This is a genomic window from Streptomyces sp. NPDC002889, from assembly GCF_042888425.1.
Taxonomy (GTDB): Bacteria; Actinomycetota; Actinomycetes; order Streptomycetales; family Streptomycetaceae; genus Streptomyces.
This window is the reverse complement of sequence record NZ_JBIAPT010000026.1, coordinates 1-22,293: the sequence shown is the minus strand read 5'-3', so window position 1 is coordinate 22,293 and position 22,293 is coordinate 1. Positions and strand designations below refer to the sequence as shown.

The window sequence follows — 22,293 nt, the reverse complement described above, 5'->3', positions numbered from 1 at the left end:
GAGTGACGATTCAACTGTGCGGGAGGCGGTACAGACCGCCTTCCAGCGGCTCGACCAGACCATCCGCGACGAGCCCGTCCAGTGCGCGCGCCCGCTGCACCGGCTCGTGCCAGACCGCGTCCAGGGCCGACTGCGGCACCGGCGTCACCGCCTCGCGCAGCACCGCCAGCAGCTTGCCGCGCACCTGGCGATCCGTGCCCGCGTACGTCTGGCCGCGTCGCGCCGGACCGTCGTGCGCGGGCTTTCCGGCAAGCCGCCAGGCGCAGGACGACGAGATGGGGCAGCGCGCGCAGTCCTCGTTCTTCGCGGTGCACACCAGCGCCCCGAGCTCCATGGAGGCGGCCGCCCAGCGCGCGGCAGTCGCCTCGTCCTCGGGGAGCAGCGCGCGGGCCAGCTTGCGCTCGGCGGCCGTCGTCGCGTTCGGCGGGTACTGGATACCGGCTGCGGCACGGGCGAAGACCCGCCGGACATTGGTGTCCAGGACCGCGTGCCGCTGCCCGTACGCGAAGGAGGCCACCGCCGCCGCCGTGTACTCGCCGATGCCGGGCAGGGCGAGCAGCTGTGCGTGATCACTGGGCACATCGCCTCCGTGCCGCTCCGTTATCGCCTGCGCGGCGCCGTGCAGGCGCAGCGCGCGGCGTGGGTAGCCGAGCCGGCCCCAGGCGCGGACGGCCTCGCCGGGAGCCTCACCGGCGAGGTCCGCGGGGCGCGGCCAGCGGGCCAGCCACTGTTCGTAGACGGGGAGCACCCGGCTGACCGGGGTCTGCTGCAGCATGAACTCGCTGACCATCACGCCCCAGGCGCCGGCCTCGGGGCGCCGCCAGGGCAGATCGCGTGCGTGCTGGTCGAACCACGCGATGACAGGTCTGTGGAGGGAGGCCGGTTCGAGGGCGTCGGGCGTCTGTGATGTGTGAGTAGCAGTCATGGCACATCGATCCTGGCACGTCCCGGCGACAGGGTGGTGCATACGCTCCTCGCCCGGGGTGGCCCCGGCCCGCGGGGATCAGCCGCGGCAGGGTCCGGCGAACCGGACGACCACGGCCCGTACGGCTTGTTCGCATCGTTCTCGGCAGCGCACACGCCGGCCTGATCGGCACCCCTCACGAAGACGGCGGCGACGGCGGAGTCCACGGACACCGGGCCCGCCGGCACGCGGGGCACAGCGATCCACGGCCGTGCGTGCGCGGGGGCGACGGCGGCCGCACCGGCGATCGCCGGACGGTTGCCGGGCAAGGACCGGTCGCCGGCCGACGGACACGGCACCAGGGATGCGGCCGCGTCCCGCACGGTGCGGCACCGACGCTCCTCCTCCACAACGGACTTGAGCGACTCCTCGGCGGCATGGCCGCCTGTAAGCGCCATGATGAGCGACTGCCGGTGATCGTTCCGGGATGATGATCCGCAGAACTTGCGAGTCGGGCGGCGGGTGGGGCGGGAGTTGGCCCGGTTCTCTCGTAGAGTTCGCTCCGTGGGATCTCTGCGCAATCCGATCGGGCCGCTCCCCTCCTCCATCTACTGGCGACGGAGGGCAGTCGCGGCGTCGTTGATCGCGCTGCTCGCCGCGCTGATCACCTGGGCCGTCAGTTCCGGCGGGGGCAGCGGGAGCACGAACGGCAAGTCCGGCGATCGCGGACCGAAGCCCGCGCCCACCATCACGCCGGGCCCCGACCAGTCCGGGCCCGCGATCAGTGAACAGCCCGGCGGACGGGATGAGTCCGGCGATTCGGACGGTTCGAACGGCGACGACGGCAGCGGTGGTACGGACGCGGGAACGGGCGGCGACACCGGCGGCGGCGACGGCAAGAACGGCGACGACGGCACCGGTGGTGCCTCCAGCGGCGGTTCGGGCGGCCAGCAGGTTCCGGCCGGGTCCAGCCTCCCCGACTGCGCCCCGGGCGCACTGAAATTGACACTGCGCAGTGTCAAGGTCTCGTACGCCCCCGACGAGAAGCCCGCGTTCCAGCTCGTCGTCTCCAACTCGTCGGCCACCACGTGCAAGGCGGACTTCGGGCCGAAGGCCGCCGTCTTCACGGTCAGCGACAGCGAGGACGACGGCGTCTGGTCCTCCAAGGACTGCCCGCGTACGGCTCCCAGCCGGTTGCTGCGGGTCCCCGCGAAGGAAACGATCACGCACACGGTGGAGTGGGACCGCAAGCGGACTGTGCCGCAGTGCGCGACCCCGCCGACCGGGACCGCGGGGCCGGGCACCTATCTGGTGGAGGCGACGTTCCCGGGCGCGACGGTGCTGCCGGCCTCGTTCCGCCTGGAGAAGGACTGACGGGAAACGCGCGGCGGGCCTCATGACCTGGTCATGAGGCCCGCCGCGGGCAGCTGTCCCTCAGACGTACCGCTCCAGGATCGACGACTCCGCGAGCCGCGACAAACCTTCCCGTACGCTGCGGGCCCGTGCCTCGCCGACGCCGTCCACCGCCTGCAGATCGTCCACGCTGGCCGCGAGCAGCTTCTGCAGCCCGCCGAAGTGCTCCACCAGTCGCTCGATGATCGCGCCCGGCAGCCGAGGCACCTTGGCCAGCAGCCGGTAGCCACGCGGCGATACGGCGGAGTCGAGCGTCTCCGGAGAGCCGCTGTACCCCAGCGCCCTTGCCACTATGGGAAGTTCGAGCAGCTCGGTGTGAGTGAGCGCATCCAGCTCGGCGAGCGCCTCACCGACCGTGCGCGAGCGCTTCGCAGTCGGCTCCGGTACGTAGTCGCGCACCACCAGCTCGCGCTCCGGTTCCACGCCCGCGATCAACTCGTCCAGCTGGAGCGAGAGGAGGCGACCGTCGGTGCCCAACTCCACCACGTACTCGGCGATCTCGGTGGCGATACGGCGCACCATTTCCAGGCGCTGCGCCACGGCGGTGACGTCGCGGACGGTCACCAGGTCCTCGATCTCCAGCGCGGAGAGCGTGCCCGCGACCTCGTCGAGGCGGAGCTTGTAGCGCTCCAGGGTGGCCAGCGCCTGATTGGCGCGGGACAGGATCGCGGCCGACTCCTCCAGAACCCGCCGCTCCCCGTCCACGTACAGCGCGATCAGCCGCATCGACTGCGACACCGAGACGACGGGGAAGCCGCACTGGCGCGAGACCCGGTCCGCGGTGCGGTGACGGGTGCCGGTCTCCTCGGTGGGGATGGACGCGTCCGGGACCAGCTGCACGCCGGCCCGGAGGATCTTGGAGATGTCCTTGTCGAGGATGAGCGCACCGTCCAGCTTGCACAGCTCGCGCAGGCGGGTCGCGGTGAACTCCACGTCCAGGACGAATCCCCCGGTGCACATCGATTCGACCGTCTTGTCCATGCCGAGGACGATCAGGCCTCCGGTGTTTCCCCGGAGGATGCGCTCCAGGCCGTCGCGCAGAGCGGTGCCCGGGGCGACCGCGCTCAGGGCGGCGCGGATCAGCGCTTCGTTGCCCGTGCCTGCGCCGGACTTTCCGGGTGCTGATGCCCCGTCCTTGGCTGCCACTGCACTCCTCCGGCTCGTACGGGTGGGCGAGACCAGGGCAAAGTCTACCGGCGTGCCTCGTCCTCCCGTGGGGCCTCTGCCCGCTCTCTGCGGCCGGCGCCCCCCGAGCTCCCCTGACGACCGCGCGGGAGCACTCGCAGAGCATCCCCCATGTCGGCGACTTCTGTGACCTTCATACCGGGAGGGACCCTGCCCGGATCGGACGGGACGAGGGCCTGCGTGAAGCCGAGCCGGTGCGCCTCGGCCAGCCTGCGCTGGACGCCTGTGACCCGTCTGACCTCGCCCGCGAGGCCCACCTCGCCGATCGCGACCAGGTTCTTCGGCAGAGGTGTGTCGCTGGCCGCCGACGCCAGGGCGAGCGCGATCGCGAGGTCGGCCGCGGGCTCGGAGAGCTTCACCCCGCCGACCGTCGCGCTGTAGATGTCGCGCTTGCCGAGCGCGGTGATCCGCCCGCGCTGTTCCAGCACGGCGAGCATCATCGAGACCCGGGAGGTCTCCAGACCGGAGGTGGTGCGCCGCGGAGAGGGGATCTGGGAGTCGACCGTCAGTGCCTGCACCTCGGCGACGAGAGGGCGGCGGCCTTCCAGGGTGACCGTCAGGCAGGTGCCGGGGACCGGCTCGTCGCGGCGGGTGAGGAAGAGTCCGGACGGGTCGGCGAGACCGGTGATCCCCTCGTCGTGCAGCTCGAAGCAGCCGACCTCGTCCGTCGCCCCGTAGCGGTTCTTGACGCCGCGCACCAGCCGCAGGCGGGCGTGCCGGTCGCCCTCGAAGGAGAGCACCACGTCCACCAGGTGCTCCAGCAGCCGCGGTCCGGCGATCGCGCCGTCCTTGGTGACATGGCCGACCAACAGCGTGGACATGCCACGCTCCTTGGAGACGCGGATCAGTGCGCCGGCGACCTCGCGGACCTGTGCCATGCCGCCGGGGGCGCCGTCGATCTCGGGAGATGCCACGGTCTGCACGGAGTCGAGGATCAGCAGCGAAGGCTTGACCGCGTCCAGGTGGCCGAGCACGGCGGACAGGTCGGTCTCGGCGGCGAGGTAGAGGTGGTCGTGCAGAGCCCTGATCCGGTCGGCCCGCATCCTGACCTGGCTCGCGGACTCCTCGCCGGTCACATACAGAGTGCGGTGCTCGTCGCTCGCCGCCTTGGCCGCCACGTCGAGCAGCAGCGTGGACTTGCCGACGCCCGGCTCGCCCGCGAGCAGCACGACGGCGCCGGGCACCAGGCCGCCGCCGAGCACCCGGTCCAGCTCGTCCACACCGGTGGACCGGGCGGTCGCCTGCCGTCCGTCGACCTGGCCGATGGGCACCGCGGCGGTGGAGACCCGGCCGGCGGCGGTGGTGCGGACGGCGGGTGCGCCGTACTCCTCGACCGTCCCCCAGGCCTGGCACTCGGGGCAGCGGCCGAGCCACTTGGCGGTCGTCCAGCCGCATTCGGTGCAGCGGTAGGACGGCCGGTCCTTCGCGGATTTCGTACGGGCAGCCATGCGCAAACCGTAGCGGTGCCCACCGACAACGCCGCCGCCCGGCCAGGAATGCAGTCCGGAGAGGCTTCTAGCGCAGGACCACGAAGCGCAGGTGCGTGACGTCGGCCGACTGCACCGACCAGATACGGCGCAGCTCTACGGGCCCCTCGACCCCGTCGAACAGCCGTTTTCCGGAGCCGAGCAGGACCGGGACCAAAGTGGTGTGGATCTCGTCCAGGAGGCCCGCGTTCAGCGCCTGCCGGGCGACGGTCGCGCCGTGCACCCCGACATCCAGATCGCCCGCGGCCTCCTTCGCCCGCTCGATCGCCGCCTCGACGCCGTCGGTGACGAAGGTGAACACATCCGGCGCGGCCACGCCCCGGGGGTCCGGCGGATGGTGGGTGAGGACGAAACAGGGCACCTTGCCGAGCGGCCCGCCGTCGCCCCAGCCGCCCTCCCCCTCGCACACGTCGTACGAATGCCGGCCCATCACGACGGCCCCGACATTGCGCGTCATGTCGCCGAGCACCTGCGCGTCGGTGTCCGTCATGTCGTGCAGCCACCGGTGCAGCCGCTCGCCGCCCACGCCCAGGGGATGCGCACGCGAGTCGTCCGGCCCGGTGATGAATCCGTCCAGCGACATCGACATTCCTGAAATGACGTTGGTCATGAGGGGCTGACCTCCCGTTGCCCGAGAACTCATCGGAACGGATGGTTCCCCTCACGTCGGGGTTCCACGTTCCTGTCCCCCTTCGGAGGAAACGTTCACCCGTAGGGAGTAAAAGTGTTCAAGGGGTGCGAACGGGGTGCGGCCCTGCGCCTACGGTCACCGAGTGACGAGCAGCAGGCTGGAACCCCCTACGCACACCACCGGCGCACACCGGGCGCACCGGCGCACCTCCCGCACGGCCGGGGAGCGCCCGCCCGCGCGCTACGAGCCGTACCTGGACGGCCTGTTCACCTACTGCCTCTCCGTCCTGTGCGACCACGACGCGGCCACCGCGGTCCTCGGCGATGTGCTCGCCATCGCCGAACGGCAGCACGGCCGCTGCCCGAAGGGGGAGGCGGAGCGCAAGGCCTGGCTGTACGCCCTCGCGCGCTGGGCCTGCCGGCGCCGGATGGCCGAACAGCGCCGCGGACGGCAGGGCGCGCACAGCGGCCGCCCCGCGGCCCCGGCCTCCGACGAGAGCCGGCCCCCGGTCCCCCCGCGCACCGCCGAGCGCCGCCGAGCCGAGCTGGCCCAGCTCGCCTGGCCCGAGGCGGCCGGCACCACCCCCGAACAGCGCGAGGCACTCGAACTGGCCGTGCGCCACGGCCTCGGCCCCGGCGAGGTCGCATCGGTCCTCGGCCTGGACGTGGCAGCGGCGCGCGATCTGCTGGCCGGCGCGGCCTGCGAGGTGGAGCGCACCCGGGCCGCCCTCGCCGTCGTCGAGACCGGCAACTGCCCGGCCGTCGCCCGGCTCACCGGCGACCAGCATGTGCTGCTGTCCGCGGTGCTGCGCCGGGAGCTCGTACGCCATGTCGACGACTGCCCGCGCTGTCGCCGCGCCGCCGAGCGCGCCGGAGCGGGCGGACCCTGGCCGGGTTCGGCCGTCTCCCCGGCCACGCTGCCCCTGGTCGAGGCCGGCCGGGCCGCCGCGTACATGGCGATGCTTCATGTGCCGCGAGCCCGCTCGGGCGGGCCGCGCTTCGGGCCCGGCGGGTTTCCCCTCGACCCCAAGGACCATGCGGCCCGGCGCGACCGGCTGCGGGCCCGCGCGGTGACCACCACCGTCGTGGCGACGGTCGTGGCGGCTCCGGTCCTCGCGCTGTGGGCCGCGTACCGGGGTGCGCCGCAGACCGGCGAAGGGCACGGCGGCTCCTCGGTCATCGCCGGCGGGACGGACACCGCGGGCGGCATGGAGAACGATCCGTACGACCGCTACGAGAACGCGGGGAACGCCAGCGCGACGCCGGACGCCTGGTTCACGCCTGGCCGGCGCCCGTCGGACGTCTCGGTCGAGGTGATCAGCGCCGGGACGCCCCCGCCGCCGGCCCGCCCCGGACAGCCCGGCCCGGGCAGGCTCACCGTCGAGGCGGAGCCGGCCGGCGACAGCACCCGCATCACACTCATCGCGTCCGGCGGCTCGGCGGTCAGCTGGTCGGCCTGGACGGACGCGCCCTGGCTCCGGCCGAGCCGCTCCCGCGGAACGCTGGACCCAGGCGAAACGATCACGCTCTACGTGACCGTGGACCACAGCCGCGAGCCGTCGGGCCCATGGCACGCACGGTTCGGTGTGGACCCGTCCGGAGCGATCGTCGCGATCCGCGGCCACGGCGCGACGAACGAGCCGCCGAGTTCGCCCGACCCGGACCCGACCCCGCCGTCGAGCCCGCCGCCGTCCTCACCGGAACCGGAGCCGACCCCGCCGTCCGGTCCGCCGTCGAGCCCGCCGCCGTCCTCGCCCGACCCGGGCCCCTCGGACCCGGGCACCGGCGCGCCGTCCGGGCCCGAGATGTCCGGCCCGGCCACGCCGCCGCCCGCGAACTGACGCCTACTGCTCCACCGGGTCCGCGGGATGCGGCGCCACCAGCGGCAGCGTGGAGGCCAGCCGCGCCTCGCACAGCTCCACCAGCACGTCGTACGCCTCCTTGCCCATCAGCTCCGTCAGCTCGGGGCGGTAGGTCACGTAGACCGGGTCCCCGGCGCCGTGTGCCGAGGTAGCCGAGGTGCACCACCAGTGCAGATCATGGCCACCGGGGCCCCAGCCCCGGCGGTCGTACTCACCGATCGAGACCTGGAGCACCCGGGTGTCGTCGGGCCGGTCGATCCAGTCGTACGTACGGCGCACCGGCAGCTGCCAGCACACGTCGGGCTTGGTCTCCAGCGGCTCACGGCCCTCCCGCAGTGCCAGGATGTGCAGCGAACAGCCCGCGCCCGCCTCGAACCCCGGACGGTTCAGGAAGATGCACGCGCCATCCCAGCGGCGGGTCTGCCGCTCACCGTCGTCGTCCTTCTGCACCCATCCGGTCCGCGTGCCCTCGTCGTGGAACTGCCACACCTCCGGAGTCAGACGCGCGACATGCCCGGCGACCCGCTTCTCGTCCTCCTCGTCCGAGAAGTGCGCCCCGAGCGTGCAGCAGCCGTCGTCCGCACGCCCGGCCTGGATCCCCTGGCAGCCGCTGCCGAAGATGCACGTCCAGCGCGAGGTCAGCCAGGTCAGATCGCAGCGGAAGACCTGTTCGTCGTCGGCCGGGTCGGGGAACTCCACCCACGCCCGCGCGAAATCCAGGCCCTTTTCGTCATCGGAGCCCTGGTTACCGCGCTTGATCGTCTGGGGGGCCTTGGCTTTGCCCGGCTTCGTCTTTTTCGTCTTAGGCACGCCACCAGCGTATGCGCGCGGCCGCAGTAGCGTTCGGTCCATGAGACTCGGAGTCCTCGATGTCGGTTCGAACACAGTTCATCTGCTGGTGGTGGATGCCCACCCCGGCGCCCGACCGCTGCCTGCCCATTCCCACAAGGCCGAGCTGCGCCTCGCCGAACTTCTCGACGAGAGCGGAGCCATCGGCCCGCACGGTGTGGACCGGCTGATCCACACCATCCTCGACGCGTTGCAGGCGGCCGAGGACAAGGGCTGCGAGGAGGTGCTGCCGTTCGCGACCTCAGCGGTGCGCGAGGCCACCAACGCGGATGTTGTGCTGGCCAGGGTGAAGGCCGAGACCGGGGTCGATCTGGCCGTGGTGACCGGGGCGGAGGAGGCCCGGCTGACCTTCCTCGCCGCCCGTCGCTGGTTCGGCTGGTCGGCCGGGAGACTGCTGGTCCTCGACATCGGCGGCGGCTCGCTGGAGATCGCCTATGGCGTCGACGAGGAGCCCGACGCGGCCGTGTCGCTGCCGCTCGGGGCCGGCCGGCTGACCGCGGCCATGCTGCCCGGCGACCCGCCCGACCCGACCCACGTGAAGTCCCTGCGCCGCCATGTGCGGACCGAAATCGCCCGTACGGTCGGCGAGTTCACCCGGTTCGGCAGCCCGGACCACATCGTCGGCACCTCCAAGACCTTCAAGCAACTGGCCCGGATCGCGGGAGCGGCCCGCTCCGCCGAGGGGCTGTACGTGGAGCGCTACCTGAGTCGTTCGTCACTCGCGGAGTGGGTGCCCAAGCTCGCCGGCATGACCGCCGGGCAGCGCGCCGCACTGCCCGGTGTCTCCGCGGGCCGGGCCCGTCAGCTGCTGGCAGGAGCCCTGGTCGCGGAGGGTGCGATGGACCTTTTCGGGGCGGAGGAGCTCGAGATCTGTCCCTGGGCGCTGCGCGAAGGGGTCATCCTGCGGCGGCTCGACCACCTGCCGACGTCCTAGCACGGGCCCTTAGGCTGTCTCCGTGGCAGAACCAGTGGTGCGCATCCCGGATGCGAAGGTTGTCCTGTCGACGGCTTCCGTCTATCCGGAGTCGACGGCGACGGCCTTCGAGATTGCCGCGCGCCTCGGCTATGACGGCGTCGAGGTCATGGTGTGGACGGATCCCGTCAGCCAGGACATCGAGGCGCTGCGCCGGCTCTCCGACTACCACCAGGTGCCGATCCACGCCGTCCATGCGCCCTGCCTGCTGATCACCCAGCGGGTCTGGTCCACCGATCCGTGGACCAAGCTCCAGCGGGCGCAGGCGGCCGCGGAGAAGCTGGGGGCGTCGACCGTCGTCGTGCATCCGCCGTTCCGGTGGCAGCGGCAGTACGCGCGCGACTTCGTCACCGGCATCTGGCGCATGGCCGACGAGACGGACGTCCGGTTCGCCGTGGAGAACATGTACCCATGGCGCTACCGGGACCGCGAGATGCTCGCGTACGCCCCCGGCTGGGATGTCACCAAGGACGACTACCGCCACTTCACGATCGACCTGTCGCACACGGCGACCGCGCGCACGGACACCATGGCCATGGTCGACCGGATGGGCGACCGCCTCGGGCATGTCCATCTCGCGGACGGCAAGGGGTCCGCGAAGGACGAGCACCTGGTGCCGGGCCGGGGCGACCAGCCGTGCGCCGAACTGCTGGAACGGCTGGCCCGTACGGGGTTCGACGGCCATGTCGTCATCGAGGTCAACACCCGGCGGGCGATGTCCGCCGCCGAACGCGAGGCCGACCTCGCCGAGGCGCTGGCCTTCACCCGGTTGCACCTGGCGTCGGCGGCCTCCTCCCACATCCGCGGCTCATGACCGAGGCGGCGCCATGAGCGGCACGGCTCCGCGGCGGCGTGGCCGGCCGGCCCGTACGGCGGCGGGGGAGGGGCCCGGGGCCCGGGAGCGGATCCTCGAGGCGGCCCGTACCGAGTTCGCCGAGCGCGGCTACGAGAAGACGACCGTGCGCGGTATCGCCAGGGCGGCCGGCGTCGACGCGGCCCTGGTCCACCACTACTTCGGTACGAAGGACGCGGTCTTCGCGGCGGCCATCGAGGTCTCCTTCGAGCCGGCACTGGTCGTCCCGCAGATCCTGGGCCAGGGCAAGGAAGGGATCGGCGAGCGGCTCGCGCGCTTCTTCATCGGGGTGTGGGAGAACCCGGCGACCCGGGCTCCGGTCCTCGCCATCATCCGCTCCGCGCTCACCCACGAAGCGGCGGCGAAGGTGCTGCGCGGCTTCGTGCTGCGGCGGCTGCTGGAGCAGGTGGCGGCGGAGCTGGACGTACCGGATCCGCAGTTCAGGGCCGAACTGGCCGCCTCGCACATGGTGGGCATCGCGATCCTGCGGTATCTGATCCAGGTGGAGCCGCTGGCGTCGGCGGACCCCGAGGAGATCGTGGCGATGGTGGCGCCGACGCTCCAGCGGTATCTGACCGAGGGCTGAGGGTCCGGGCGGTGCGGACGGAAGGGGCGCCGCCTCTGACCGAGGACTGAGCCACCCGTCCCGCATTCCGGACGCAGTGTCCAGATCTTGGAGACGCGGCGTAGGCTCGACACAGACCCATCTGTCTAAGGAGCGAGCACGATGCCCGAGCTGAGGTCCCGCACCGTCACCCACGGCCGCAACATGGCGGGCGCCCGCGCCCTTATGCGGGCATCGGGCGTAGCGAGCGCGGACATCGGCAAGCCGATCGTCGCGGTCGCCAACTCCTTCACCGAGTTCGTGCCGGGCCACACCCACCTCGCGCCGGTCGGCCGGATCGTCTCCGAGGCGATCCAGGCGGCGGGCGCGGTGCCGCGCGAGTTCAACACCATCGCGGTCGACGACGGCATCGCGATGGGCCACGGCGGAATGCTGTACTCGCTGCCCTCGCGCGACCTGATCGCCGACTCGGTCGAGTACATGGTGGAGGCGCACTGCGCGGACGCGCTGATCTGCATCTCCAACTGCGACAAGATCACTCCGGGCATGCTGATGGCCGCGATGCGCCTGAACATCCCGACGGTCTTCGTCTCCGGCGGTCCCATGGAGGCCGGCCAGGCCACCCTGGTCGACGGCACGGTCCGCAAGCTCGACCTGATCAACGCCATCGCGGATGCGGTCAACGAGAACGTGTCGGACGAGGACATCCTCCGTATCGAGGAGAACGCCTGCCCGACCTGCGGCTCCTGTTCCGGCATGTTCACCGCCAACTCGATGAACTGCCTGACCGAGGCGATCGGTCTGTCCCTGCCGGGCAACGGTTCGGTGCTGGCCACTCACACCGCCCGCCGCGGCCTGTACGAGGACGCGGCCCGCACGGTCGTGGACATCACCAAGCGCTACTACGAGGGCGGCGACGAGACCGTCCTTCCGCGCAGCATCGCCACCCGCGCCGCGTTCGAGAACGCCATGGCCCTCGACATCGCCATGGGCGGTTCGACCAACACGATCCTGCACCTGCTCGCCGCCGCCCAGGAGGCCGAGCTCGACTACGGCCTGGCGGACATGGACGCGGTCTCGCGCCGCGTCCCCTGCCTGGCCAAGGTGGCTCCGAACGTGGCCCCCGGCGGCACGTACTACATGGAGGACGTGCACCGGGCCGGTGGCATCCCCGCCATCCTCGGCGAGCTCTACCGCGCGGGACTGCTGAACGAGGACGTCCACACCGTCCACTCGCCCGGGATCAAGGAATGGCTCGGCGCCTGGGACGTGCGCGGCGGCTCGCCGTCCGAGGAGGCTGTCGAGCTGTGGCACGCGGCACCCGGCTGCAAGCGCTCGGCCGAGGCGTTCTCGCAGTCCGAGCGCTGGGAGTCGCTGGACGTGGACGCGGCCGGCGGCTGCATCCGCGACTTCGAGCACGCCTACTCCAAGGACGGCGGTCTCGCCGTGCTGAAGGGCAACCTCGCCGAGGACGGCTGTGTCGTGAAGACCGCCGGTGTCGACGAGTCGATCTGGACCTTCGAGGGCCCGGCCGTCGTCTGCGAGTCGCAGGACGAGGCCGTCGACAAGATCCTCCGCAAGGAGATCAAGGAGGGCGACGTCGTCGTCATCCGTTACGAGGGTCCGCGCGGCGGCCCCGGTATGCAGGAGATGCTCTACCCGACGTCCTTCCTCAAGGGCCGCGGCCTCGGCAAGGCCTGCGCACTGGTGACGGACGGGCGCTTCTCCGGCGGTACTTCGGGCCTGTCGATCGGCCACGCCTCTCCGGAGGCGGCCTCGGGCGGCACCATCGCGCTTGTCGAGGACGGCGACCGGATCCGCATCGACATCCCGAACCGCAGCATCGAACTGCTCGTCCCGGACGGCGAGCTGGCGACACGGCGCGAGGCGCTGGGCGGCGTGTACGCGCCGAAGGCGCGGGAGCGCAAGGTCTCGGCCGCGCTGCGCGCGTACGCGGCGATGGCGACCAGTGCCGACAAGGGCGCGGTCCGGGACGTCTCCAAGCTGGGCTGACCACCCACCAGTTGTCGTGCCCGCCGCCCGCGAGGGGGGCGGGCATTCCTGGTTCCTCTCCGGGCCGGCATCCAGGGGTTGAGCCCCGGGCTTTGGGGGCTCCTTGAAACGCGGGGCTCGAATCCCCCGGGCTTGATCTGCTCACTCCGCGCAGTCGCGCGAATGCGCTACGATTCCGGATCGTACCTGTCATGATCATGATGGTCCGATGTCCGAGTGGGGTGCCCATGCGTACGTCTGCACAGCGGTTCACGGTGATCACGACGGCGGCGGGCGCGCTGATGGCGCTCACGGCGTTCGGAGCGGCACCTGCCGGGGCGGCGGCCACCGCGGTGACTCCCGAGAGCGTGTGCGGATCGGGCTACAGCCGGGTCGACTCCCACGTCTTCCGCAAGAGCCCGACCGTCGAACTGGCCCGCGTCCACCTGCTCTACAACGCCTCCAGCGGCTCCAACTGCGTCGTCACCCTGCACAGTTCGACGACCGCCGGCCAGGCGATGAAGACCGGCACCTGGATCACCGCGAGCGGCGGCAGCCAGAAGAAGGACCAGGACATCTACTCCTCCTACGCCGGGCCGGTGAGGGCGCCGGGCGCCGGCCGCTGTGTGAAGTGGGGCGGCATGATCGAGGCGGGCGTGGCGACCTACACGTACACCAGTCCCTGGGAGCACTGCGGCTGACGCGGCCCGCGGGCGGTTACCAGCGGGCCGGTTCGCCGGCGCCGACCGCGAAGACCGAACCGTCAGGTGCGGTGGCGACGACCTGGCCGCCTGCGACGACGGGAGCGGGCAGCGTGGACGCGAAGGTGTAACGCCCGCCGTCCATACGGGGGTCGGTCTGTCCCACGAGCCTGCCGCCCACCGCGTCCACGGCGAGCAGCCGTCCGTCCCCGGCGGACACGAACACCGCACCGCCGGCCGCGGTCGGACGCGAAAGATGCGTGACCGCGGTCTCCAGCCGCCAGAGCTGGGCGTTCTTCGTCCGGGTGGTGTCCACAGCGAGGAGGGAGCCCCCGTAGCCGCTGATGTGGACGATGGCCCCGGTCACCGTCGCCTGGGGCTGGTCGACCGGAGCGGGCAGCGCAATCCGGCGCACCGCACGGTCCGCGTCGAGGCGTACGACGGCATTCGTGTAGCCGTCCTTCCCGGTGGCGAGCAGATACAGCGAGCCGTTCGTGAGCCCCACCGGGTTCAGCGTCCCTGGCAGCCGCTTCTGCCACAGCGTGTCACCGCTCGCCGGGTCGACGGCGCTCACCAGCGTGGTCGACCCGTCGTCGGAGGGCGTGGAGGCCAGGACAGGACCCTTGGCGCCGGGCTCCGACACCCACTCGGTGCCCATGCCGCCGCGCTGCCGGCTCCACCGCTGCTCACCCGTGGCGGCGTCGACGGCGCGCACCACCCCGCGTTCCGTCACCAGCAGGACGGTGTCTCCCGCGTGCCGGACCGTGGCATACGCGGAGATGTCGAGGCTCCAGCGCACCTCACCCGACTCCGGGTCGAGCGCTTCCAGCCGGTCGCCGCCAGGGGGCACCACGTGCAGCAGACCCCCCGCGAGGACCGGCGTCATGCCCTCGTCGGTCTGGGCCGCGGTTCCGGCGGCCGCCGACCAGAGCGTCCTGCCGTCCGCCGGGTTCAGCCGGGCGGCCTTGATCCCGGGCGCCGTGCAGTACAGCGCCGGGCCGGCCAGGGTGCAGACCGGCGTCCGGTTCTCGTCGTCGGCGCTGTGCAGCGCGACGCTCCACGGACGGAACTCGACCACCTTCGGTGACCCGGGCTCGGCCCTGGGGGTGGCGTCGCCGGCGGCCGTGGTGCGCACAGCGACGATTCCGGCCGTGACCAGCACCGTCAGGGCCGCCGCGGCGGCCGCCCAGCGCAGCCGCCTGCGGCTCAGCCGGCCGGGTTCCGGCTGCTCGGGGGCGGATGCTTCCGAGGCCGACGAATCCGGCGCGGGCCCGCCGGCTGCCGACTGTGCCGCGCTCTCGCCCGGATCCGGCATCCGAGGCACGACCATATAGGCCTGGGTGTCGTACGACGTCGAGGGCGAGCAAGCCCGCAGCGCGACCATCAACTCGTCCGGTGTCGGCCGGTCCGCCGGGTCCTTGGCCAGGCACTGCCGCAGCAGCGGTACGAGATCGGCGGGGACACCCGCCAGATCCGGCTCGTTGTGAACCACCTGGTACGCCACGATGTACGGGCTGTCCGAGTCGAACGGGCCTCGCCCGGTCGCCGCGTGCACCAGCACCGCGCCCAGCGCGAACACATCGGCCGCGGGCCCGACTTCGCGCGGGCGCTGGAACTGCTCGGGCGCCATGAACGGCGGCGTACCGATCAGCTTCCCGGTCTCCGTCCGCAGATCGCTGTCCGAGGGGCGGGAGATGCCGAAGTCGATGACCTTGGGCCCGTCGGGCGCCAGCAGTACATTGCTCGGCTTGAGATCGCGGTGCACCACGCCGGCGCGGTGGATGTCGCGCAGCGCCTCGGCCAGCCCCGCGCCCGCCCGTCGCAGCTCCTGCCCGCTCAGCGGGCCGTTCCGCTTCACCCGCTCGGCGAGTGTGGGGCCGTCTATGAACAGGGTGGCCATCCATGGCCGTTCGGCATCGGGGTCGGCGTCGACGACCGGCGCGGTGAACGCGCCGCTGACGCGGCGGGCCGCCGCGACCTCCTGGCGGAAACGTGCCCTGAACTCCGGGTCCGAGGCATGCTCGGCATGAATGACCTTGACCGCGAGCCGCAGTCCCGAGGCGGAGGCGGCCAGATGCACGATGCCCATGCCTCCGGTTCCCAGGCATGCCTCAAGACGGTACTGCCCGGCATACTCCGGATGCTCCGCTTCCGGGAACGGTCCGGTACTGCGCAGCGGCGGCATCTCCCCACCCCCGTTTGATGGTGCGCACGCGCGACGCTCGGAGCCTAGTCGATGATGCGTGCTATCCCGCCGGGGCTTGCTAGCCTGCGCGGCGAACGCCACACACTCAACACAACGGGGGAGATTTCGATGGCTGTTGAAGAGGTGCACACCGCTGCCGAGGGCGTGGGGACTGCCGCCGAGGGCACCGAGGCCGCGGCCGAGTCGCTGGGGTCGAAGCGCTACCCGGTCGCGCCGGGTGTCCGGCTGAACGTCCGCAGCGGCCCCGGCACCAACTACCGGCTCATCAAGGTGCTGCCGCTCGGCGCGTCGGTGCCGATCAACTGCCAGAAGCCGGGCGAGACCATCACCGGCCCGTACGGCACCACCAACATCTGGGACAACATCGCGAACGGCCAGTTCGTCTCGGACGCGTTCGTGCAGACCGGCAGTGACGGCTACGTCACCATCCGCTGTTCGTGACCGGACCGCGGTGCCACGGGGATAATCGACCCCGTGAACGAGCGCGACACCACACCTGACGAGCTGCGCGGCGGCGGCCCGGAGCCCGAGCCCATCCGTTTCTTCGGCACGACCTGGGTCGACCACGACGGGGGCTACGGGCTGCGCCGGGCCGGCGTCGCCGTCGGCTCGCTGGCCGCCGCGTTCGCCGGCGCCTTCGTGCTGCGCTTCTCCTACGAGGGGCTTGCACTCGCCGCGGTCGGCGGCTTCGTGAACGCGCTCGTCGTCGTCACGTTCGCGATCTGCAGCGCCATCGCCTTCCGCAAGACCTGGGAGAGCTTCACCCGCCGCCCCTCGGGCTCCGCCGCCGAGGACTCGCTGCGCAGCCTCAAGGCGATCGGCTTCATCGGTTCCCTCATCGCCTACTTCCTGCGCTCGCTCGCGGAGGCCCCGGGCGAGAAGCTGCGCCGCGAGGAGTACGAAAGCGCCCGCGTCCAGTTCGAGAAGCGCCGCGGCGCCCGCACCAAGAACCCGGCCGCCCGCACGGCGAAGAAGGCAAAGTCCAAGCGCAAGTAGCCACGTCCCGGTGAGGATGGGGCGCATGACGGATCATCGGACCGCGCATCCGGGTGGGCCCCGCACCGTTTCCGGCGATGCCCATGCGCGCCGCGCACTCTCCTTCGACGGGGCGACGGCCCGGTACGACCCGTTCCGCCCCGGCTACCCGCCCGCCTCTTCGAGGCCGTCGAGGAGATCACCGGGCATCCGCTCACAGACAGACACGGAGTGACGGCGGAGAGCCGGGCGGAGAAACGGAGCAGAGCGGAGAGGGGCCGAACATGGCCGAGCCGGCCGTATTCGAGAAGCAGCGCAACCGGCTGTGGGGCATCGCCTACCGCATCACCGGCTCGGTCGCGGACGCCGAGGACGCGGTGCAGGAGAGCCGGCTGCGCTGGCAGTCGCTGCCCGACGGTGAGGTCGAGGACTCCGGCGCGTATCTGACGACCGTGGTCAGCCGTATCTGCTACGACCAGCTGGGCTCGGCCCGCGCGCGGCGGGAGTCGTACACCGGCACCTGGCTGCCGGAACCGGTGATCACCGGGGTCATGGGCGGTGGTGGCCCGCAGGATCCCGAGGACCGGGTCACGCTCGACGAGTCCGTCGGAGTCGCGCTGCTCACCGTGCTGGAACGGCTCACCCCCGCCGAACGTACCGCGTTCATCCTGCACGACGTCTTCTCGGTGCCGTTCCCTCAGATCGCCGAGGTGGTCGACCGCACGCCCGACTCCGTGCGCCAGCTCGCCTCCCGCGCCCGCCGCCGTGTACGGACCGAGGCCCCGCGCCGCTCGGTGGACCGCGAGGAGCATCGCAGGACGGTCGAGGCGTGTCTCACGGCGGTGAGGGGCGGGGACTTCGACGGACTGCTGGAGCTCCTCGACCCGGATGTCGTGTGGCGCTCGGACGGCGGCGGCATGGTCGGCGTGGCCCGCCTGCCGGTGCTCGGCGACGAGAAGGTCGCACGGTTCACGCAGCGGATCACCCGCGGCTTCGACCCGGAGACGATGCGGGTGGTCGTACGGGACGTCAACGGCGCCCCGGGCCTGGTCTTCGTGGATCCGGCGAGCGCACAGGCCGTCGTCTTCGCGTTCACCGTGCACGAGGGGCGGATCACGGAGATCGACGCCGTCGTCAATCCGGACAAGCTGCGCCACCTCGACCTCGAGAACCTGCTGAGCACGTGAGCACGTGAGCCGATGGCCACGACGGACCCCACCGTCACACGTGGCCCCAGGCGCCATCCCCTTGCGTGACGACATCGCCCCATCACGAGAGAGGCCGGCTCATCGTCCTCGGGCACCACGCATGCGGCGGCGTTCACGATCCGCTTCCTATGGCATGCCGCTGGCATGCCGCCCCCTTCGCTCGGCCAGGCCGCTGACCGGGACCGGGTCCCCCCAGCCGCGGACCGGGACGCTCCAGGACCCGCTGGGACCCACCGACCGAGTCTTGACGGCTCATCGCACGCGGCGCATTATTCATCACATGATGAATTCTTCTGGCGTAGCCGTCCTGGCCCGCGGCCTCACCGTCGTGCGAGGAGACCGCACCGTTCTGCGTGACCTCGATTTCACCGTCCTCCCCGGCCGCATCACCGGCCTCCTCGGACCCTCCGGCTGCGGCAAGTCGACCCTGATGCGCTCGATCGTCGGCACCCAGGCCAACGTCACCGGCACCTTGGAGATCCTCGGGCTCCCCGCGGGCGACGCCGCGCTGCGCTCCCGCATCGGTTATGTCACCCAGGCCCCGTCCGTCTACGACGACCTCACCGTCCGACAGAACCTGGACTACTTCGCCTCGGTCCTTCTCCCCGGCAGCCGCGGCCGCGACATCCGCCGCGACCATGTCACCCGGGCCATCGCCGACGTCGACCTCGGCTCCCACGCGGACGTACTCGCCGGCCGGCTCTCCGGCGGCCAGCGCAGCCGCGTCTCGCTCGCCGTCGCCCTGCTCGGCACCCCCGAAGTGCTCGTCCTCGACGAGCCGACCGTCGGCCTCGATCCCGTGCTGCGCCGCGATCTGTGGAACCTTTTCCACCGCCTCGCCGACGAACGCGGCGCCACCATCCTCGTCTCCTCCCACGTCATGGACGAGGCCGAACGCTGCCACCGGCTGATCCTCATGCGGGACGGCGAGATCCTCGCCGAGGACAGCCCGGACGACCTGCGCAGCCGCACCCGTTCCGAGACCGTCGAAGCAGCCTTCCTCCACCTGGTCGACGAGGCCAACGCCCTTCAGGAGAACGCCCGATGAGCGCCCACCACCCGTCTCCCAGCACCACCCTTCCCCTGCCGCGCTTCGCGCCTTTCCTGTCCCGCACTCTCGCCACCGCTGCCCGCGTGCTGCGCCAGCTGCGCCACGACCGGCGGTCCATCGCCCTGATGCTCCTCGTGCCGTGCCTGATGCTCTTCCTGCTCCGCTATGTGTTCGACGGCAGCCCGCAGACCTTCGACTCCATCGGCGCCTCGCTCCTCGGCATCTTTCCGCTCATCACGATGTTCCTCGTCACCTCCATCGCCACCCTGCGCGAACGCACCTCCGGAACCCTGGAACGACTTCTCGCCATGCCGCTCGGCAAGGCCGACCTCATCGCCGGCTACGCCCTGGCCTTCGGACTCGTCGCCGTCGTCCAGTCCTTCCTCGCCACCGGCCTCGCGCTGTGGGCCCTGGGCCTCGACGTCATCGGCTCGCCCTGGCTGCTGCTTCTCGTCGCACTTCTCGACGCCCTGCTCGGCACGGCCCTCGGCCTGTTCGTCTCCGCCTTCGCCGCCTCCGAGTTCCAGGCGGTCCAGTTCATGCCGGCCGTGATCTTCCCGCAGCTGCTGCTCTGCGGCCTGTTCACCCCCCGCGACCAGATGCAGCCCGTACTCGAAGCGATCTCGAACGTCCTGCCCATGTCGTATGCCGTGGGCGCCATGAACGAGGTCCTCCGCAACTCCGACGCCACCGCCGAGTTCTTCCGCGACGTCCTGGTCGTCGCGGGCTGTGCGGTCCTCGTGCTCGCCCTCGGTGCGGCCACCCTGCGCCGCCGCACCGCGTGACCCAAGCCCTCCCCTGCGCCTCCCTTCTTCCCGTCCCTGTGTCACGAGGACGCCGTCCCCGACCTTGGGCCGGCCGTAGAGCCACTCCGCGTCCGGCGACTGTTCCGACCCGCCCACTGCGTACCGCCCCTCGGACGCCCCCGGCGCGACCATGTCCCCGATGCGAGGATGTGAGCGCACGTATCCCCACCGGCGAGGTGAACAGAGCCATGACCCAGACAGTCGCAGTCCTCGGTACGGGCAAGATCGGCGAAGCCCTGCTCAGTGGCATGATCCGCGCCGGCTGGCGCCCTGCCGACCTCCTGGTGACCACGCGCCGGACCGACCGCGCCGAAGAGCTCCGCACCCGCTACGGCGTCGAGCCCGTCTCCAACGCCGAGGCCGCCAAGCGCGCCGACACCCTGATCCTGGCCGTGAAGCCCCAGGACATGGGCAAGCTCCTCGACGAACTCGCCCCGCACCTCACCGCTGACCGTCTCGTCGTCAGCGCCGCGGCCGGCATCACCACCTCCTTCATCGAGGAGCGCCTGGCCGCAGGCACCCCCGTCGTCCGCGTCATGCCCAACACCCCCGTCCTCGTCGACGAAGGCATGTCCGTCATCTCCGCCGGCAGCCACGCCACCAACGAGCACATCGAGCACACGGAGGAGATCTTCGGTGGCGTCGGCAAGACGCTCCGTGTCCCCGAGTCCCAGCAGGACGCGGCCACCGCCCTGTCCGGGTCGGGCCCGGCCTACTTCTACTTCCTCGTCGAGGCGATGACCGACGCCGGTATCCTCCTCGGCCTGCCGCGTGCGCAGGCACACGACCTGATCGTCCAGGCCGCCATCGGCGCCGCCGTCATGCTCCGCGACAGCGGCGAGCACCCCGTAAAACTCCGTGAAGCAGTCACCTCCCCAGCGGGCACCACGATCAGCGCCATCCGTGAACTCGAGAACCACGGCGTACGGGCCGCCCTCATCGCCGCTCTGGAAGCCGCCCGCGACCGCAGTCGCGAGCTGGCATCCGGCAACGGGTGAGTCGAGGGGCCGGAAAGGAAGAGGCGCCCCGCCGCCGCGCGCTCCTGCGGCGGGACAGCCCCTCACCTCTCCACCCCGTCGTCTCTTCCCCCGTCCGGGTCAGGCCGGCAGCAGGCCGATCGCCCTGTAGGCGGCATCGACCGTCGGCCGCGCCACCGACCTGGCCCGCTCTGCTCCCTGTCCGAGCACCTTGTCGACGTACCCCGGATCGGCTGCGAGCTCTGCGTGCCGCTCCCTGACCGGCCTCAGCAGCTCCACCACCGCCTCGGCCGTGTCCTTCTTCAACGCCCCGTACGACTCGTATACACCGGCCAGGTCGTCCGGGTTCCCTCCCTGACAGCCGGCCAGGATCTCCATCAGATTCGCGAGGCCAGGCCTGGTCGCACGGTCGTACTCGACCTCCCGGCCGCTGTCGGTGACCGCCCGCATGATCTTCTTGCGCACCACGTCCGCCTCGTCGAGCAGACAGACGATCCCGGCCCCCGAGTCATGCGACTTACCCATCTTCGAGGTCGGGTCCTGCAGATCCATGACCCGTGCCGCCACCGGCGGATGCGTCGCCCGCGGCACAGTGAACGTGTGCCCGTACCGCTGGTTGAACCGCACCGCCAGATCCCGGGTCAGTTCCACATGCTGCGTCTGATCTTCACCGACCGGGACCTCGTCGGCCCCGTAGGCCAGGATGTCCGCGGCCATCAGCACGGGATACGTCAGGAGCGACAACCGCACGCTCTGCCCGGCCGCACGCGCCTGCGTCCCCTTCTCCCTGTACTGGATCATGCGCCGCACCTCGCCGTCCGTGGCCGTGCATTCCAGGAGACAGGACAGGCGAGCGTGCTCGTCCACATGACTCTGGACGAAGATGGTGCACAGTTCCGGGTCCAGTCCGGCCGCCAGCAGCAGCGTTGCGGCCTGCCGGCTGAGTCTGCGCACCCGCGCCGGATCGTGCTCGACGGTCAGTGCATGACGATCGACAACGCTGAACAGCGCGTCCGCCTGATGCTGATCGACCTCGACCCACCGGCGCAGCGCCCCGAGGTAGTTGCCCAGGGTCAGATGCCCCGTCGGCTTGATCCCGCTGAAGATCCGTGTCATCCCGCTCTCCGTCTCCTGATTCGGAGCCGCCGCTCCCGGCGGCCGGACTCCCGGAGGGGAGATACGCGAACGGCCGCCGAGGCGGCGGCCGTTGAGTGCATGCGAAGCGCCGGCCGCCGTCAGGCGGCCCACCACTGAAGGAAGCACGTACGCGTAGTCACGCGCTCAGGCTACTGCCCCGAGGCCCCGAGTTGACATCGGATACGGCCATCCGTAGTGTTCTCCGAGTTGTTCGACGTGAGCACCGACTACGGCCGGTCCCCGGACAGCCATTCCGCAAGACCCACTTCAAGCGAACGACAGCGTCTTTGTGCCTGTCACGCGTCTTTCCGTGCGTCTTTGCGAAATGAGGAATCCGCGTTCGAAGGAACGCACCTCGATTAGCGTCGGGGGCGAGGATTCCGCTAAAGTCTCACTCGTCGGAACGGCCCAACAGCCGGAAAGACACCTCCCGCTGACCGGGAATCAGGCCCGAAAGGATCTGATAGAGTCGGAACCGCCGGAAGGGAAACGCGAAAGCGGGAACCGGAAAGCACCGAG

20 protein-coding genes are annotated in these 22,293 nt (G+C 71.3%); 13 read left to right on the top strand and 7 right to left on the bottom strand.

The features are described 5' to 3' along the window. Window positions 1–10: 10 nt before the first annotated feature. Entirely contained in the window at window positions 11–925 is a 915-nt protein-coding gene (locus tag ACFYWI_RS30900) for an A/G-specific adenine glycosylase (RefSeq protein ID WP_389238849.1), read from the bottom strand. Window positions 926–1,468: 543 nt separating this feature from the next. Here ACFYWI_RS30900 and ACFYWI_RS30895 point away from each other — a divergent pair. Beyond that, window positions 1,469–2,278 (top strand): hypothetical protein, encoded by an 810-nt coding sequence (locus ACFYWI_RS30895; protein ID WP_389238847.1) that lies wholly within the window; start codon window positions 1,469–1,471, stop codon window positions 2,276–2,278. A 60-nt stretch (window positions 2,279–2,338) separates the two neighbouring features. Here the strand turns inward: ACFYWI_RS30895 and disA are convergent, their stop codons facing one another. The 3 genes from disA to ACFYWI_RS30880 form a co-directional block, all read right to left on the bottom strand. Continuing rightward, complete coding sequence (gene disA, locus ACFYWI_RS30890; protein WP_389238845.1) at window positions 2,339–3,463, bottom strand: DNA integrity scanning diadenylate cyclase DisA; 1,125 nt, start codon at window positions 3,461–3,463, stop codon at window positions 2,339–2,341. Between the two features lie 44 nt (window positions 3,464–3,507). Beyond that, window positions 3,508–4,950, bottom strand: a complete 1,443-nt coding sequence (gene radA, locus ACFYWI_RS30885) for a DNA repair protein RadA (RefSeq protein ID WP_389238843.1) — start codon at window positions 4,948–4,950, stop codon at window positions 3,508–3,510. 67 nt (window positions 4,951–5,017) lie between these two features. Beyond that, window positions 5,018–5,599: a dihydrofolate reductase family protein gene (locus tag ACFYWI_RS30880; protein ID WP_389238841.1), complete on the bottom strand. Its 582-nt coding sequence runs from the start codon at window positions 5,597–5,599 to the stop codon at window positions 5,018–5,020. A gap of 163 nt (window positions 5,600–5,762) precedes the next feature. On the opposite strand from ACFYWI_RS30880, the gene ACFYWI_RS30875 reads away from it, so the two are divergent. Further along, a complete protein-coding gene (locus tag ACFYWI_RS30875; protein ID WP_389238839.1) occupies window positions 5,763–7,460 on the top strand; it encodes a hypothetical protein in 1,698 nt (565 codons plus the stop codon). A 3-nt stretch (window positions 7,461–7,463) separates the two neighbouring features. Here ACFYWI_RS30875 and ACFYWI_RS30870 read toward each other — a convergent pair whose 3' ends face one another. Further along, the gene (locus ACFYWI_RS30870; RefSeq protein ID WP_389238837.1) at window positions 7,464–8,291 is read right to left on the bottom strand and encodes a hypothetical protein; all 828 of its coding nucleotides are present in this window, start codon (window positions 8,289–8,291) and stop codon (window positions 7,464–7,466) included. A 40-nt stretch (window positions 8,292–8,331) separates the two neighbouring features. Here ACFYWI_RS30870 and ACFYWI_RS30865 point away from each other — a divergent pair, with 40 nt between their 5' ends. From ACFYWI_RS30865 to ACFYWI_RS30845, 5 genes are all read left to right on the top strand, one after another. Further along, window positions 8,332–9,264: a Ppx/GppA family phosphatase gene (locus tag ACFYWI_RS30865; protein WP_389238835.1), complete on the top strand. Its 933-nt coding sequence runs from the start codon at window positions 8,332–8,334 to the stop codon at window positions 9,262–9,264. Between the two features lie 22 nt (window positions 9,265–9,286). Continuing rightward, window positions 9,287–10,117 (top strand): sugar phosphate isomerase/epimerase family protein, encoded by an 831-nt coding sequence (locus tag ACFYWI_RS30860; RefSeq protein ID WP_389238833.1) that lies wholly within the window; start codon window positions 9,287–9,289, stop codon window positions 10,115–10,117. Between the two features lie 13 nt (window positions 10,118–10,130). Next, window positions 10,131–10,742, top strand: coding sequence for a TetR family transcriptional regulator (locus tag ACFYWI_RS30855; RefSeq protein WP_389238831.1), 612 nt, complete (start codon window positions 10,131–10,133; stop codon window positions 10,740–10,742). A 141-nt stretch (window positions 10,743–10,883) separates the two neighbouring features. Then, entirely contained in the window at window positions 10,884–12,734 is a 1,851-nt protein-coding gene (gene ilvD / locus ACFYWI_RS30850; protein WP_389238829.1) for a dihydroxy-acid dehydratase, read from the top strand. Between the two features lie 227 nt (window positions 12,735–12,961). Beyond that, the gene (locus ACFYWI_RS30845; protein ID WP_389238827.1) at window positions 12,962–13,414 is read left to right on the top strand and encodes an acetyltransferase; all 453 of its coding nucleotides are present in this window, start codon (window positions 12,962–12,964) and stop codon (window positions 13,412–13,414) included. Between the two features lie 16 nt (window positions 13,415–13,430). On the opposite strand, the gene ACFYWI_RS30840 is transcribed toward ACFYWI_RS30845, so the two are convergent. Then, complete coding sequence (locus tag ACFYWI_RS30840; RefSeq protein ID WP_389238825.1) at window positions 13,431–15,599, bottom strand: serine/threonine-protein kinase; 2,169 nt, start codon at window positions 15,597–15,599, stop codon at window positions 13,431–13,433. Window positions 15,600–15,728: 129 nt separating this feature from the next. On the opposite strand from ACFYWI_RS30840, the gene ACFYWI_RS30835 reads away from it, so the two are divergent. From ACFYWI_RS30835 to proC, 6 genes are all read left to right on the top strand, one after another. Then, complete coding sequence (locus ACFYWI_RS30835; protein ID WP_389238823.1) at window positions 15,729–16,061, top strand: peptidase; 333 nt, start codon at window positions 15,729–15,731, stop codon at window positions 16,059–16,061. 33 nt (window positions 16,062–16,094) lie between these two features. Continuing rightward, window positions 16,095–16,616 carry a hypothetical protein gene (locus tag ACFYWI_RS30830; protein WP_389238821.1) on the top strand — a complete coding sequence of 174 codons (522 nt, stop codon included), beginning with the start codon at window positions 16,095–16,097 and terminating at the stop codon, window positions 16,614–16,616. Window positions 16,617–16,879: 263 nt separating this feature from the next. Continuing rightward, window positions 16,880–17,782, top strand: a complete 903-nt coding sequence (gene sigJ / locus ACFYWI_RS30825; protein WP_389238819.1) for an RNA polymerase sigma factor SigJ — start codon at window positions 16,880–16,882, stop codon at window positions 17,780–17,782. A 301-nt stretch (window positions 17,783–18,083) separates the two neighbouring features. Further along, window positions 18,084–18,851, top strand: coding sequence for an ABC transporter ATP-binding protein (locus tag ACFYWI_RS30820; RefSeq protein ID WP_389238817.1), 768 nt, complete (start codon window positions 18,084–18,086; stop codon window positions 18,849–18,851). Continuing rightward, on the top strand, window positions 18,848–19,639 hold the full coding sequence (locus ACFYWI_RS30815) for an ABC transporter permease (RefSeq protein WP_389238815.1): 792 nt from the start codon (window positions 18,848–18,850) through the stop codon (window positions 19,637–19,639). Before ACFYWI_RS30820 ends, ACFYWI_RS30815 begins: the two co-directional genes overlap by 4 nt. A 209-nt stretch (window positions 19,640–19,848) precedes the next feature. Next, window positions 19,849–20,658, top strand: a complete 810-nt coding sequence (proC, locus tag ACFYWI_RS30810) for a pyrroline-5-carboxylate reductase (protein WP_389238813.1) — start codon at window positions 19,849–19,851, stop codon at window positions 20,656–20,658. Window positions 20,659–20,757: 99 nt separating this feature from the next. Here proC and trpS read toward each other — a convergent pair whose 3' ends face one another. Continuing rightward, on the bottom strand, window positions 20,758–21,753 hold the full coding sequence (gene trpS / locus ACFYWI_RS30805) for a tryptophan--tRNA ligase (RefSeq protein ID WP_389238811.1): 996 nt from the start codon (window positions 21,751–21,753) through the stop codon (window positions 20,758–20,760). Window positions 21,754–22,293 lie beyond the last annotated feature (540 nt).

Bases quoted from the DNA above. Each gene is read 5' to 3' on its own strand.
- proC (WP_389238813.1), top strand. From the start codon at position 19,849: ATGACCCAGACAGTCGCAGTCCTCGGTACGGGCAAGATCGGCGAAGCC.
- trpS (WP_389238811.1), bottom strand. From the start codon at position 21,753: ATGACACGGATCTTCAGCGGGATCAAGCCGACGGGGCATCTGACCCTG.
- sigJ (WP_389238819.1), top strand. From the start codon at position 16,880: ATGGCCGAGCCGGCCGTATTCGAGAAGCAGCGCAACCGGCTGTGGGGC.
- radA (WP_389238843.1), bottom strand. From the start codon at position 4,950: ATGGCTGCCCGTACGAAATCCGCGAAGGACCGGCCGTCCTACCGCTGC.
- ACFYWI_RS30840 (WP_389238825.1), bottom strand. From the start codon at position 15,599: ATGCCGCCGCTGCGCAGTACCGGACCGTTCCCGGAAGCGGAGCATCCG.
- ACFYWI_RS30880 (WP_389238841.1), bottom strand. From the start codon at position 5,599: ATGACCAACGTCATTTCAGGAATGTCGATGTCGCTGGACGGATTCATC.
- ACFYWI_RS30835 (WP_389238823.1), top strand. From the start codon at position 15,729: ATGGCTGTTGAAGAGGTGCACACCGCTGCCGAGGGCGTGGGGACTGCC.
- ACFYWI_RS30815 (WP_389238815.1), top strand. From the start codon at position 18,848: ATGAGCGCCCACCACCCGTCTCCCAGCACCACCCTTCCCCTGCCGCGC.
- ACFYWI_RS30900 (WP_389238849.1), bottom strand. From the start codon at position 925: ATGACTGCTACTCACACATCACAGACGCCCGACGCCCTCGAACCGGCC.
- ACFYWI_RS30845 (WP_389238827.1), top strand. From the start codon at position 12,962: ATGCGTACGTCTGCACAGCGGTTCACGGTGATCACGACGGCGGCGGGC.
- ACFYWI_RS30855 (WP_389238831.1), top strand. From the start codon at position 10,131: ATGAGCGGCACGGCTCCGCGGCGGCGTGGCCGGCCGGCCCGTACGGCG.
- ACFYWI_RS30820 (WP_389238817.1), top strand. From the start codon at position 18,084: ATGATGAATTCTTCTGGCGTAGCCGTCCTGGCCCGCGGCCTCACCGTC.
- ilvD (WP_389238829.1), top strand. From the start codon at position 10,884: ATGCCCGAGCTGAGGTCCCGCACCGTCACCCACGGCCGCAACATGGCG.
- ACFYWI_RS30865 (WP_389238835.1), top strand. From the start codon at position 8,332: ATGAGACTCGGAGTCCTCGATGTCGGTTCGAACACAGTTCATCTGCTG.